Origin of the sequence: Rubrivivax sp. JA1055, assembly GCF_020966565.1 — a bacterium.
Lineage (GTDB): Bacteria > Pseudomonadota > Gammaproteobacteria > Burkholderiales > Burkholderiaceae_C > Rubrivivax > Rubrivivax benzoatilyticus.
Genome location: NZ_JAJKFP010000003.1, coordinates 47,656 through 61,355, shown reverse-complemented (window position 1 = coordinate 61,355; position 13,700 = coordinate 47,656). Strand labels below are relative to the sequence as shown.

Annotated in this window: 9 protein-coding genes; 5 read left to right on the top strand and 4 right to left on the bottom strand. The window is 73.4% G+C overall.

Annotated features, from left to right (window positions below; genetic code table 11):
• Window positions 1–57: 57 nt before the first annotated feature.
• From prsK to prsT (LOC65_RS05905), 4 genes are read left to right on the top strand one after another with little or no spacing between them, the layout of a single operon-like run.
• On the top strand, window positions 58–2,160 hold the full coding sequence (prsK, locus tag LOC65_RS05920) for an XrtA/PEP-CTERM system histidine kinase PrsK (RefSeq protein ID WP_230246909.1): 2,103 nt from the start codon (window positions 58–60) through the stop codon (window positions 2,158–2,160).
• Window positions 2,157–3,530 carry a PEP-CTERM-box response regulator transcription factor gene (gene prsR / locus LOC65_RS05915; RefSeq protein ID WP_230246908.1) on the top strand — a complete coding sequence of 458 codons (1,374 nt, stop codon included), beginning with the start codon at window positions 2,157–2,159 and terminating at the stop codon, window positions 3,528–3,530. The genes prsK and prsR overlap by 4 nt, the downstream gene beginning before the upstream one ends.
• Window positions 3,531–3,556: 26 nt before the next feature.
• Window positions 3,557–6,334: an XrtA/PEP-CTERM system TPR-repeat protein PrsT gene (gene prsT / locus LOC65_RS05910; RefSeq protein ID WP_230246907.1), complete on the top strand. Its 2,778-nt coding sequence runs from the start codon at window positions 3,557–3,559 to the stop codon at window positions 6,332–6,334.
• The gene (gene prsT / locus LOC65_RS05905; protein WP_230246906.1) at window positions 6,334–9,099 is read left to right on the top strand and encodes an XrtA/PEP-CTERM system TPR-repeat protein PrsT; all 2,766 of its coding nucleotides are present in this window, start codon (window positions 6,334–6,336) and stop codon (window positions 9,097–9,099) included. Before prsT (LOC65_RS05910) ends, prsT (LOC65_RS05905) begins: the two co-directional genes overlap by 1 nt.
• A gap of 30 nt (window positions 9,100–9,129) precedes the next feature.
• Here the strand turns inward: prsT (LOC65_RS05905) and LOC65_RS05900 are convergent, their stop codons facing one another.
• Genes LOC65_RS05900 through LOC65_RS05885 form a run of 4 tightly spaced genes read right to left on the bottom strand, consistent with a single transcriptional unit; the run spans window position 9,130 to window position 12,058 of the window.
• Window positions 9,130–10,236, bottom strand: coding sequence for a nucleotidyltransferase family protein (locus tag LOC65_RS05900; RefSeq protein WP_230246905.1), 1,107 nt, complete (start codon window positions 10,234–10,236; stop codon window positions 9,130–9,132).
• Window positions 10,226–11,161 carry an HprK-related kinase A gene (locus LOC65_RS05895; RefSeq protein ID WP_230246904.1) on the bottom strand — a complete coding sequence of 312 codons (936 nt, stop codon included), beginning with the start codon at window positions 11,159–11,161 and terminating at the stop codon, window positions 10,226–10,228. The genes LOC65_RS05900 and LOC65_RS05895 overlap by 11 nt, the downstream gene beginning before the upstream one ends.
• Window positions 11,158–11,454 (bottom strand): HPr-rel-A system PqqD family peptide chaperone, encoded by a 297-nt coding sequence (locus LOC65_RS05890; protein ID WP_230246903.1) that lies wholly within the window; start codon window positions 11,452–11,454, stop codon window positions 11,158–11,160. Before LOC65_RS05890 ends, LOC65_RS05895 begins: the two co-directional genes overlap by 4 nt.
• Before the next feature lie 4 nt (window positions 11,455–11,458).
• Window positions 11,459–12,058: a hypothetical protein gene (locus LOC65_RS05885; RefSeq protein ID WP_230246902.1), complete on the bottom strand. Its 600-nt coding sequence runs from the start codon at window positions 12,056–12,058 to the stop codon at window positions 11,459–11,461.
• Window positions 12,059–12,379: 321 nt separating this feature from the next.
• On the opposite strand from LOC65_RS05885, the gene LOC65_RS05880 reads away from it, so the two are divergent.
• Entirely contained in the window at window positions 12,380–13,699 is a 1,320-nt protein-coding gene (locus LOC65_RS05880; RefSeq protein WP_230246901.1) for a PilZ domain-containing protein, read from the top strand.
• Window position 13,700 lies beyond the last annotated feature (1 nt).

Sequence of the window (13,700 nt, the reverse complement as noted above, 5' to 3'; positions counted from 1 at the left end):
CACCTAGAATCTTCCGCTCCCTTCCACGGAGCGGACGCGCCGGCCAACGCCTGAACCATGGAACGCCCCGAGGCCGATCTCGCCCTGCTCGGTTTCGCCCTCGCGGCGCTGGCGCATGCCGGCTTCGTCGCGATGCTGCTGCGTGCGCCCGAATGGCGCCGCGACCGCGACGCCAACGCCACGCTGTTCCTGGCTGCGCTCGGCGCCACCGTCGCCTGGGCGCTGGCCTCGCTGTGGCAGGCCGGCGCGGCCAGCCTGACGGCGGCCTACACGGCCGCGCTGCTGGACCTGCTGCGCCTGGGGCTGTGGCTGCGTTTCATGCTCGCGCTGCTGGCCCCCGGCCGCGGCGACGAGGCCGACCCCGTGCTGCGCCCGCTGCGCACGGCGGCCGCCGTCGCGGTGGTGGTGACGCTGTGCGGCCTGGTCGGCGTCGGCCTGGCGCGCGAGCCCGCCGCGCTCGCCCGGCTGATGTTCGGCGGCTGGCTGCTGATCGCCGTCGTCGGCCTGGTGCTGGTGGAACAGCTGTTCCGCAACCTGCCAGACGACTCGCGCTGGAACGCCAAGCCGGTGTGCCTGGGGCTGGCGCTGCTGTTCGCCTTCGACCTCTACGTCTACGCCGAGGGCCTGCTGTTCGGCCGCCCGGACGCCGACGCGCTGGGCGTGCGCGGGCTGGTCGTCGCGCTGTCGATGCCCGGGCTGCTGGTGGCCGCGCACCGCCGCCGCGACTGGATCCGCCGGCTGCAGGTCTCGCGTTCGGCGGCCTTCTACTCGGCGACGCTGATCCTGGTGGGGGGCTACCTGCTCGTCATGGCCGGCGTCGGCTACTGGGTGCGCGACTTCGGCGGCGACTGGGGCCGCGGGCTGCAGATCGTGCTCGGCGCGGCCGGCGTGCTGATGCTGGCGATGATGGTGCTGTCGGGCACGGCCCGCGCGCGGCTTCGCGTCTTCGTCGGCAAGCACTTCTTCAGCTACCGCTACGACTACCGCGAGGAGTGGCTGCGCTTCACCGCGATGCTGTCGTCGCGCGGCTCGCCGCAGGAGATCGGCGGCCTGGTCGTGCGCGGCCTGGCGAACATGGTCGAGTCGCCCTCGGGCAGCCTGTGGCTGCGCGGCGGCGCCGACGGCGCCTACCGCCAGGCGGCACGCTGGAACACCGCCGAGGTCGACGCCGCCGAGGCCGCCGACGCGCCGCTGGCCGCCTTTCTCGGCGAACCCGGCTGGGTGATCGACCTCGACGAGTTCCGCGACGCGCCACGCCGCTACGGCAGCCTGGCGCTGCCGGCCTGGCTGCGCGACGGCGGCGACACCTGGCTGGTGGTGCCGCTGCCGGTGGCCGGCGAGCTGCTGGGCTTCGTCACGCTGGGCCGGCCGCGCACGCGGCTGGAGCTGAACTGGGAGGTGCGCGACCTGCTGAAGACCGCCGCGCGCCAGGCCGCCGGCATCCTGGCGCAGATGCAGGCCACCGAGGCGCTGCTGGAGGCGCGCAAGTTCGAGGCCTTCAACCGCATGTCGGCCTTCGTCGTGCACGACCTGAAGAACATCGTCACCCAGCTGTCGCTGATGATGAAGAATGCCCAGCGACTGCACGCCAACCCGGAGTTCCAGCAGGACATGCTGATGACGGTGGAAAGCTCGCTCGAGAAGATGCGCCGCCTGATGCTGCAGCTGCGCGAAGGCGCGACGCCGCCGGGCGGCGCGCGCGGTGTCGAGCTGGCGGCCGTCGTCGAGCGCATCGCCTCGGGCGCGCGCAGCGCCGGCCGCCGCGTCGAGACCGACTGCACGCCGGGCCTGGCCACGCGCGGCCACGAGGACCGCCTCGAGCGTGTGCTCGGCCACCTGGTGCAGAACGCGCTGGACGCGACGCCGCCCGAAGGCCGCGTCTGGGTGCGCTGCGCGCGCCACGGCGGCCAGGTCAAGGTCGAGGTCGGCGACACCGGCATCGGCATGAGCGAGGACTTCGTGCGCAACAAGCTCTTCCGCCCGTTCAGCAGCACCAAGACCAGCGGCATGGGCATCGGCTCCTACGAGAGCTTCCAGTACCTGCGCGAGCTCGGCGGCAGCGTCGACGTCGCCAGCCGCGTCGGCGAAGGCACCGTGATCACGCTGCTGATGCCGCTGTTCGAGACCCACGCCTCCTCAGACCTCCGGATGTCCGCATGAGCCTGAACCCCGACACCGCCGGTCGCGTGCTGATCGTCGAGGACGATCTCGCGCTGCAGAAGCAGATCAAGTGGTCGCTCGACCGCTACGACTGCGCCACCGCCGCCGACCGCGAAGCCGCGATCCTGCAGTACCGCCGCGTGCAGCCCACCGTCGTCACGATGGACCTCGGCCTGCCGCCCGACCCCGACTCGGTCTCCGAGGGCTTCAGGCTGCTCGAGCAGCTGCTGGACCTGGACCCGCACGTCAAGGTCATCGTGCTGACCGGCCAGAACGACCAGGCCAACGCGCTGCGCGCCGTGGCCCTGGGCGCCTACGACTTCCTGGCCAAGCCCTTCGACCCCGAGGTGCTGGGGCTGACGATCGAACGCGCGATGCGCCTGGCCGAGCTGCAGGCCGAGAACCGCCGGCTGCAGGCGCTGCAGCAGCCCGACGCGCTGTCCGGGCTGATGACACGCGACCCGGAGATGCTGCGCATCTCGCGCATGGTCGAGCGTGTGGCCTCCAGCGACGCGACGGTGCTGCTGCTCGGCGAGAGCGGCACCGGCAAGGAGGTGCTCGCGCAGGGCCTGCACCAGGCCTCGCGACGCAGCGGGCGCTTCGTCGCCATCAACTGCGCGGCGATCCCCGAGAACCTGCTCGAGAGCGAGCTCTTCGGCTACGAGAAGGGTGCGTTCACCGGCGCCGCGAAGACGACGCCGGGCAAGATCGAGACGGCGAACGGCGGCACGCTGATGCTCGACGAGATCGGCGACCTGCCGGCGGCGCTGCAGGCCAAGCTGCTGCGTTTCCTGCAGGAGCGCAAGATCGAGCGCCTGGGTGCGCGTCAGGAGATCCCGGTCGACGTGCGCGTCGTCGGCGCGACACACCAGGACCTGCAGGCGCTGATCGCCGAAGGCCGCTTCCGCGAGGACCTGTACTACCGCCTCGCCGAGATCGAGGTGAAGATCCCGCCGCTGCGCTCGCGCCAGGGCGACGCGGTGCTGCTGGCGCACGCCTTCCTGCGCCGCTTCGCGCAGGAGCCGCGTCGCGGCTCGCTGGTCTTCAGCGAGGACGCGCTGCAGGCCATCGAGGCCCACGCCTGGCCGGGCAACGTGCGCGAGCTGATCAACGTCGTCAAGCGGGCCTCGATCATGGCCGACGGCACGCGCGTCACCGCCCAGGACATGGGCCTGAAGGTCCCCGAGCGCGAGGGCGCCGCGGCGGCCGGCACCGAGTTCGACCTGCGCGCCGCGCGCGAGGCTGCCGAGCGCCAGACGGTGATCGCCGCGCTGGCGCGCACCAACAACAACATCGTCAAGGCCTCCGAGCTGCTGGGCATCAGCCGGCCGACGCTCTACGACCTGATGCACCGCCTGGCGATCAAATGAGCGCCCGGCCGACGAAGGGAGACCACGTGAGTTCGACACTTCAGCGCCTGGGCATCGCCGCGGCGATCTCCGTCGCCCTCGCCGGCCTCGTCGGCTGCGGCGCCAAGTCCGACACGGAGCTGATCGCGTCGGCCAAGGGGCACCTGCAGAACAACGACCGCCCGGCGGCGATCATCGAGCTGAAGTCCGCGCTGCAGGGCAACCCGCAGTCGGCCGAGGCCCGCTTCCTGCTCGGGCGCACGCTGTTCGAGAGCGGCGACATGGCCGCCGCGCAGATCGAGCTCGGCAAGGCGCACGACCTGCGCTGGGACGACAACGCGGTGCTGCCGCTGCTGGCCAAGGCGATGGTCGCACGCGGCGAGGCCAAGCAGGTCGCCGACCTGTACGGCCGCTTCGAGCTCGGCGACCGTGTCGCCGGCGCCGAACTGCGGGCCCAGGTGGCGCTGGCCCACGCCGCGCTCGGCGACTCCGACCGCAGCCAGGCGGCCGTCGACCAGGCGCTCCGGCTGGACCCGAAGAACATCACCGCCCGGCTGCAGGAGGCGCGCCTGCTGACGCGCACCGAGTCGCCGCGGCAGACGCTGGAGCGCGTCGACGGCATCCTGGCGGACGCGCCGGGCAACGCCAACGCCTGGCTGCTCAAGGGCAACGTGCTGCGCTGGAGCCTCGGCGACAACGACGGCGCGATGGCCGCCTTCCGCTCGGCGCTGGAGGCCGAGCCGCGCCACCTGCCGGCCTACGCCGCGCTGGTGCCGCTGCTGCTGGAGCGCAGCGACGTCGAGGGCCTGCGCGCGATGGTCGCGGCGATGAAGAAGGTGCTGCCGCAGCATCCCGACACGCGCTACTACGACGCCCAGGTCGCGCTGCTCGACGGCGACGTCAAGCGCGCGCGCGACGGCGTGCAGCAGTTGCTGAAGCTGGCGCCGACCAGCGTGCGCCTGCTGCAGCTGGCCGGCGCGATCGAGTTCCGCGAAGGCCGGCTGCTGCTCGCGGAGTCCTTCCTCAACCGCGCGATCCAGCAGGAGCCGCGGCTGGGCACGGCGCGCCGGCTGCTGGCCCAGACCCATCTGCGCGCCGGCCAGCCGGCCAAGGCGCTGCAGGCGATCAAGCCGGTGCTGGAGGGGCCGCGGCCGGACGCCCCGTCGCTGGCGGCAGCGGCCGAGGCCTACCTGCAGAGCGGCGACATGGCGACCGCGGAGCGCTACTTCAAGCGCGCGGCGGCGATCGACCCACGCGACCCGAAGGTCTCGACCGCGCTGGCGCTGACGCAGATCGCCAAGGGCCAGACCGACGACGGCTTCGCGCAGCTCGAGCACATCGCCACGCAGGACCCCGGCAACTACGCCGACCTGGCGCTGATCAGCGCCCGGCTGCGCGTCGGCCAGGTCGACGCCGCGCTGGCGGCGACCGGCCGGCTCGAGAAGAAGATGCAGGGCCAGCCGCTGCCGCACCTGCTGCGCGGCCGCATCCTGGGCCAGCGCGGCGACGCGCCCGGCGCCCGCGCGGCCTACACCCGGGCGGCCGAGCTGGACCCGGCCTACTTCCCGGCCGTGGCCGGGCTGGCGGCCATCGACTTCGCCGAGAACAAGCCGCAGGAGGCGATCAAGCGCTTCGAGGCGCTGCGGGAGCAGGACCCGCGCGACTACCGCGCACTGCTGGCGATCGCCGACCTGAAGCAGCGCACCGGCGCCGGTGCCGCCGAGGTCGGCGGCCTGCTCGCCGCCGCCGTCAAGGCCAACCCCGGCGAGGCCGCGCCGCGGCTGGTGCTGGTCGAGCACTTCCTCGGCCTGGGCGATCACAAGGCGGCGCTGACCGCTGCCAACGAGGCCGTCGCCGCGGTGCCCGACGACGTGCGCCTGCTCGACGCGCTGGGCGTGGCGCAGCTCGCGGTGGGCGACACGCAACAAGCCCTGGCCACCTTCGGCAAGGTCGCCGCAGCCCAGCCCGAGCTGCCGGGGCCGCAGATGCGCATGGCCGACACCTACGTGGCGATGAAGAACCCGGACGCCGCGATGCAGGCGCTGCGCCGGGCCCTGAAGGCCGCACCCGAGCACCTGCCGGCGCAGCAGCGCCTGGTGCAGGTCGCGCTGGCGAGCCAGCACTACGACGAGGCGCTGCAGGTCGCACGCGAGGTCGGCCGGCAGCGCCCGCGCGAGGCCGCCGGCCCGCTGCTCGAATCCGAGGTGCTGTCGGCGCAGAAGCAATGGCCGGCGGCGCTGGCGGCGACGCGCGTCGCGCTCCAGCGCCAGCCCGCCACCGCGGTGGCGGTACGGCAGCACGCGCTGCTGAGCCTGGCCGGGCGCCAGGCCGAGGCCGAACGTTTTGCCGCCGCCTGGGAGACCGAGCATCCGAAGGACGCCGACTTCCAGAACCACCTGGGCGGCGCGGCGCTCGACCAGGGGCAGTTCGCCCAGGCCGAGGCGCGCTTTCGCAAGGTCATCACGCTGCGGCCCAACGACGCCGTGGCGCACAACAACGTCGCCTGGCTGATGGTCCGCCAGGGCAAGCCCGGCGCGGTGGCCGTCGCCGAACGGGCGCTGCAGCTGGCCCCGGGCAACGCCTCGGTGCTGGACACGCTGGCCGGCGCGCTGGCCGCCGACAAGCAGCTGCCGCGCGCCGTGCAGACGCAGCGTGAAGCCGTCGCCAAGGCCCCCGAGGTGCCGAACTACCGCCTCGGCCTGGCCCGCCTGCTGATGGCCAACGGCGACAAGGCGGCGGCCCGGGCCGAACTCGAATCGCTCGCCAAGCTCGGCCCGTCCTTCCGCGGCCAAGACGAAGTGACCCGCCTCCTCAAGACCCTGTGATGAAACACTCCCTGACCGCCGTCGCGATCACCGTCGCGGCGCTGCTCGCCGCCTGCGGCGGCCCGTCCGAAGAAGAGCTGCTCGCCACCGCGAAGCAGTCGCTGGCGCAGAACGACAGCAAGTCGGCGACCATCTCGCTGAAGTCGGCACTGCAGAAGAACCCCGACCTCGCCGAGGCCCGGCTGCTGCTGGGCACGACGCTGCTGGCCATGGGCGACGCCGCCGGCGCCGTCGTCGAGCTGCGCAAGGCCGAGATGCTCAAGCTGCCCGAGGCGCGGGTCGTGCCGGCGCTGGCACGCGCCACGCTGGCCGCCGGCGACGAGCGCCGCGTCGTGCAGACCTGGGGCGCGACGCGCCTGGGCCAGCCCGAGGCCGACGCCGACCTGTCGACGACGCTGGCGATGGCCTATCTGCGGCTCGACCAGACGCCCAAGGCCGAACAGGCGGTCGAGGCCGCGCTGCAGGCCCAGCCGGGCTACGCGCCGGCCAAGCTGCTGAAGGCGCGGCAACTGGCCGCCCGGGCCGACCTCGACGGCGCCCTGCGCCTGACCGACGAGCTGACCGGCGCCGACGCCCGCAACGCCGAGGCCTGGCTGCTGAAGGGCCAGCTCGAGCAGTACGGACGCCAGGACCGCGACGCCGCGCTGGCGGCCTACCGCAAGGCCGTCGAGGCCGACCCGCGGCAGATGACGGCGCACCAGTCGCTCGTCGCGCTGCTCGTCGCCGCCGGCGACGTGGCCGGCGCCGAGGCCCATGTCCAGCAGCTCGCCAAGAACCTGCCCGACCTGGCCGGCACGCGCCTGCTGCAGGCCCAGACCGCCTACCTGCGCAGCGACTTCGAAGGCGTGCGGCGGCTGACGCAGCCGCTGGTGCAGGCCGCACCGAACAACCCCCTCGTGCTGCAACTGGCCGGCGCCGCCGAATACCAGCTGCGCGCCCTGCCCCAGGCCGAGACCCTGCTGGCCCAGGCCGTGAAGCTGCAGCCCGGCATGCCGCTGGCCACCCGCCTGCTCGCCGAGACCTATTTGCGCACCGGCCAGGCCGACAAGACGCTGGCGCTGTTGCAGCCCGAGCTCGACAGCGGCAAGGCACGCGCCGAGACGCTGCTGCTGGCCGGCCAGGCGTACCTGCAGATCGGCGAGGCGCGCCAGGCCGAGGCGGTGTTCGCGCAGGCGGCCAAGGTCGCGCCGCAGAACCCGCGCGCGCGCACCGCGGTCGCGCTCGGCAAGATCGGGCGCGGCGACACCAGCGCCGGCCTGGGTGAGCTGGAGACGCTGGCGGCGCACGAGTCGGGGGTCGGCGCCGACATGGCGCTGATCGCCTCGTACCTGCGCCAGGGCGACCGCGCCAAGGCGCTGAAGGCCATCGACGGCCTGGACGCCAAGCGGCCCCAGGACCCGACGCCCGAGCTGATGCGCGGCCGCGTGCTGCTGCTCGGCAACGACCGCGCCGGCGCACGTGCCGCGTTCGGGCGCGCGCTCGAACGCGACGCCTCCTACTTCCCGGCCGTCGCCAGCCTGGCCGCGCTCGACCTGGCCGAGGGCAAGGCCGACGCGGCCCGCAAGCGTTTCGACGACGAGCTGGCGCGCGACCCGAAGAACTGGCGCGCGATGCTGGCGCTGGCCGAGTGGCACGAGCGCACTGGCGGCGGCGCCGACGCCGCCAGCACCCAGTACGCGGCCGCGGTGAAGGCCGCGCCCAACGAGGCGCTGCCGCGGCTGCGGCTGATCGACGACCGCCTCGCCCGGCGCGACACCCGCGGGGCGCTGTCGGCGGCCCGCGAGGCCGTGGCGGCGCTGCCGTCCAGCCGCGAGCTGCTCGCCGCGCTGGCCCGCAGCGAGCTGGCCAACCGCGACTACCAGCAGGCGCTGACGAGCTTCCAGAAGCTCGCCCAGCTGCAGCCGCGCTCGCCGGCCGGGCTGCTCGGCCAGGCCGACGCCTATCTGGGCCTGAAGGACGAGGCCGGCGCTGAACGCAGCCTCAAGGCCGCGCTGGAACTCGCGCCGCGCCTGCTGCCCGCCCAGCGCGCGCTGCTCGGCCTGTACGCCGGCAGCGGGCGTTATGCCGAGGCCGTGGCGCTGGCGCGCGAGATCCAGAAGCAGCGCCCCGGCGAGGCCATCGGCTATCTCGCCGAGGCCGACGTCGAGACCGCGCGGCGCAAGCCCGAGGCGGCGCTCGCGCTGATCCGCAGCGCCGTGCAGAAGGCGCCGGGCGCCGAGTCGGCGATCCGGCTGCACGCGACGCTGCGCGCCGCCGGGCAAGGCGACGAGGCCGAGCGATTCGCCGCCAGCTGGCAGAAGCAGCACCCGGACGACATCGCGTTCCGCTTCCACCTCGGTGACCTGGCGCTGGCCACGAAGGACTGGGCCGCCGCCGAGGCGCGTTACCGCGACGTGCTGCAGCGCCAGCCGTCCAACCCGATGGCGCTGAACAACGTCGCCTGGCTGATGCTGCAGCAGCACAAGCCCGGCGCGCTGGCGCTGGCCGAGAAGGCGAACACGCTGGCCCCGGGCCAGCCGGCGCTGCGCGACACGCTGGCGCTGGCCGCGGCCGCCGAAGGCCAGCTGCCGCGCGCGCTGCAGTTGCAGAAGGAGACCGTGCAGCGGTCGCCCGACTCGCCGTCGCTGCGGCTGACGCTGGCCAAGCTGATGCTGCAGTCGGGCGACAAGACCGGCGCGCGCGCCGAGCTCGACAAGCTGGCCAAGCTCGGCCCGGGCTTCGACGGCCAGGCCGAGGTCGCCGAGCTGCTGAAGAAGGCGAGCTGAAGACCGGGCCGCGCCGTCGGGCCTGCCGGGTCAGGCCTGCTGGCGCTGCGCCGCCTCCTGCTCGCGGCGCTCGGCGCCGCTGAACCGGCGCCAGGCCTTGCGCGCGAGGTGGCGGGCGAGCAGCGGCAGCGGCATGCGCAGCCAGTGCGAACGCAGGTACAGCGCCAGCCGCGCCGGCGGCGCCCCCCGTGTCTCGCAGCTCGGGTGCTGCGGCTGCAGCGCCCGCGCGTAACAGGCGTCGAGCAGCGCCGGCAGCGGCCACGGCGGCGCCGCGCGCTGCAGTTCACGCTGGACCTCCGGCGGCACCGGCGTGGCGAGCGCACGCGCGCTGTGGCGCAGCGCATAGTGCAGCGAGCGCCGCAGCCCCAGCCGGCCGGCGCGTTCGACGACGCGGTCCCAGTAGGCGGCCTCGCCGCCGAAGTGGCGCACCAGCGCATCCAGGTCGAACAGGTCGCGCAGCCCGTGGGCGAACTCGCCTTCGTGGAACAGGTGGGTCGCGCTGTGCAGCAGCAGGTCGGCCGGCGCCAGTGTCGACAGGCCGGGCCAGGCGGCCAGCGGGCGCAGGTCCTCGAACAGCGCCGGCGTGTCCAGCGCGGTGCGCGAGGTCAGCGGCAGCAGCGTGTGGTGCACGTCGAGCGCCGTCTCGCGGCTGCGGTGGCGCATCGGCGGCAGCTCGTGCATCCAGCGGCGGTAGTACTGCTCGTCGTAGCCCGACAGGCCTTCGACGATCCAGCCGTGGATCAGCAGCGCGCTCTCGACGTCGGCCAGCGCCGCACGCGGCACGAGGATGTCGAGGTCGCCGTACAGCCGCGAGCGCGCCAACGGCAGGTCCAGCGCCAGGTAGGCGCCGCCCTTGAGCACGACGCAGTGCGGCGTGACCCCGGCCAGGGCCTCGGCAATGCAGGCCAGCTCCCAGCGCATGCGCTGGCGCTGGGCGTCGGCGATCTGGCGCGCGGCCGCCAGATGGGCCTGAGCCGGCGGCGGCGCCTGGACGCCGGCCTCGGCCAGCGCGTCGTGCAGCCGGGCGATCAGGTTGGCGCGGCGCGCCTGGCGCACCAGCAGGTCCCAGCCGGCCGGCGCCAGCGCGGCAGCGCATGCCGGCTCCCGCAGCACACGCACGAGCAGGCTAGGCGCCATGCGCGTCTCCCGGTGGCCGGCCGGCGGCCAGCGCCTCGAAGGCCGGCTCGAGCTCGTCGAGCGTGCCGTAGCGGAAGCTCAGACAGTCGACGGCACCGACCAGCGTGGTCAGCGTGTCGAAACCCCGCCGCCCGAGCACGTGGTAGTTGAAGGACTGCTCGGCCAGCAGCAGCGCCGCCTGCGCGCGGTCGAGCCGCTCGAAGCCGGCGCGGGCTCCGGCCTGCCAGCGCGGCAGCACCACCCAGGCCGGCCGTGCCGGCTCGGCGCGGCGGCGCACGGCCTCGGCCGGCGGGCGCATCAGCGCCACCGTGCCCTTCAGCGTGTCCGGCACCGGCGGCGACATCACGGCCTCGGGCACGAAACCGGTGACCAGGTCGATCGAGGCGTTCTTCAGGTTGACGGCACGCGCCATGCCGTGCACCAGGCCGGTGGCCGGGTCCAGCAGCGCGAGCTCGTCGGACAGCAGGCGCCAGCCGCGATGGGCCAGCACCGCGGTCAGCGTGCTCTTGCCCGAGCCCGGCGGCGCCGGCAGCACGAGCGCGCGGCCGTCGCGCTCGAGCACCGCGGCATGGCAGACCAGGAACTGGTGGGCATGCGAGGCCACGCACCAGTTGAGGCCCCATTCGAGCATCGTCGGCGCCTGGCGCCGGGGCAGGCTGACGAAGGCCGGCAGCCCGTCGTAGAGGAAACGCGCGCGCCAGCGGCCGAACGGCAGCCAGCGCGGCTCGGCGCGGATCTCGAGATGGAAGTCGGCGAAGCCGTCGTCGGCGGCGAGCGGGAAGTCGGCGTAGAGCAGCGCCACGGCGTCGGCCAGCGCCGGCAGCTCGGAACGCACGCAGGCGCTGAAGGGGTGCAGGTCCAGCCGCAGGCCGGCGCCGCGGAGCCGCGCGCGCAGCGCCGCACGATCGAGGTCGGAGATCTTCAAGAGTCCAGGCGCGCGACGAGGCCCCGTGTCCGCAGCTGTTCGAGTTCGGTGCCGATGGCGCCGGCCATGTCGGCGGGCAGCTCGGTGCCCAGCTCCGCGGCGAGTGCTGCGGCCAGCGCCGGCTCGGACTGCGCGCCGTGCTCGTGCAGCATCGCCATCAACTCCAGCGCCAGCGCGCCGAGCGTGAAGGTGTCGCCGCTGCGTTCGTCGAAGGCGATCGCGCAGGCCGAGTCGTCCCAGGACCGGACGTGGATCGCCGCCTCGCGCGTGAGGGACCAGGTCGCCGCGGTCACGCCATCAGATCGGGCGCGAGACGTTGTTCTTCTTCACGTAGTCGAGGATCTCGCCACGGCCCCAGTACTTGCCCGAGGGCAGCGTGTAGCTGCCGGAGGCCATCTGGTTGACGTCGAGGATCGGCACGCAGCGCGTCGGGTCGATGTCCATGCCCTTGCCCTGCAGCAGCCGCTGGTTCAGGCAGGCGACGATCAGGTGGCGCGGGAAGTCGTCCATGCCCTCGCAGCCGTTGGTCTTGGTCAGCACGTCGTAGAGCAGGCGGCCGGTGCTGTCCAGACCGCTGGGCTTGGGCACGTTGCAGTCGGAGACCTTGACCTTGCGCTTCCAGCTGTCGAAGCCGGAGCCGAAGCTGGTGTTGCCCGAGCACAGCTTGTCCCAGGGCCGGCCGATGCCGACCTGCTCGAGATTGCGGCACCACTGGTCCAGCGACCAGGCCTGGATCTTGGTGCCGTTGGCGATCGCGCGCGCCGAGACGCTGGCCGACGGGTTGACCATCACCGAGCCCCAGGCCGAGGTCGACAGGCAGCTGAAGGTCGTGGCGTGCACCGGGCGGCCGACCAGCAGCAGCGAGGCCGGCGCGGCACCGCCGGCGACCCTCAGCAAGCGCCGGCGACGCGGGGAGAAGCCGCCAGACGGAGTGCCCTCGGCGTGATCCGGTTCTTGGGGTTCGATGGGTCGTTCGGTGTCGTTCATCACGGCTCCCTCGGATTCGGCGCAGGCGACAAGCTCTGGAGCGGGTCCGGTGCACGCAGTGTAGACCGCGACCCGGCGCCGACACACCTTGCAACGGGCCCTTGAATCGGTGGTCGGCACCCCGTGGATGAAGCCGTCCGTGTACTGGTTCTCACCGGTCCGCCAGGCGCTCAATTGCGACAAGGTGTTGCAGATCCTCAACCTGCCGCGCCGCACGCCGTAACCTGAGCCATGAGCACCCTGCGAAAGAACGTCCACGCCGGTCTGCGTTCCGCGATGGGGATGCTGCCCGACTCCGCCCGGCACGCGATCTTCCGCCGCATGGTCGACTGCGAGCCGGCCCCGGACGGCCGGCTGGAGATCCGCATCGTCGACAGCCGCCAGGATCTCGAAGCCTGCTTCCGGCTGCTGCACGACGCCTACGTCGCCAGCGGCTTCATGAAGCCGCACCCGTCGGGCCTGCGCGTCACGCCATACCACGCGCTGCCGACGACGACGACGATCGCCGCGTTCTGGGACGGCGAGGTCGTCGGCACCCTGTCGATGATCCGCGAGGGCGTTTTCGGCTTCCCGCTGCAGTCGGTGTTCGACCTGACCGCGGTGCGCGCCCAGCCGGGGCGCATCGCCGAGATCTCGGCGCTGGCGGTGCACCCGAAGTTCCGCTCCACCGGCGGCAGGATCCTGTTCCCGCTGATGAAGTTCATGCACGACTACTGCGTGCACTACTTCGACACCCGGCACCTGGTCATTGCCGTCAACCCGGCGAAGATCGAGCTCTACGAGTCGCTGCTGTTCTTCCGCCGCCTGCAGGCCTCCGAGGTCGACCACTACGACTTCGCCAACGGCGCGCCGGCGGTCGGCGCGACGCTGGACCTGCACGAGGCCCCGACGCTGCTGAAGGAAGGCTACGACGGCCGCCCGCCGCGCAAGGACCTGTACCGCTACTTCATCACCTCGCGCCTGCCCAACGCCAAGCTGCCCGAGCGCCGCTACTTCACGACCAACGACCCGGTGATGACGCCGGCGCTGCTGGACTACTTCTTCACCCAGCGCACCGACTGCTTCGCCCAGCTCGACACGCGCCGGCTGGGGCTGCTGCACAGCATCTACGACAGCCCCGAGTACGCCGCGGTGCTGCCGCCGCTGCCCTACGGCCACCAGGCCGGTGGCGCCGCGCTGCGCCGCCACCCGCGCTACTCGCTGAAGTGCCCGGCGGTGCTGACGCTGGAAGACCGGCCGCAGGCGCTGGAGGTGGTGGAGCTGTCGCAGCAGGGCTTCCAGGCCCACGGCGCGAACGACCTGCCGCTGGGCGCACGCGGCTGGGCCAAGGTGCAGCTCGGCGAAGGCGTCGAATCCACGGTGCTGACCGAGGTCGTGCGGCGCGTGCCGACGGCCACCGGCCACTACCACGGCTTCCGCGTCGAGGCGCCGGACCCGGCCTGGATGCGCTGCGTGCGCCTGCTGGAGACCGGCACGACGCACGCCGACCTCGCGCCCGACCCGGCGGAGCCGGCGGCCCGGCCGCTGCCCGACGGCCGCCGGGCAGCCTGAG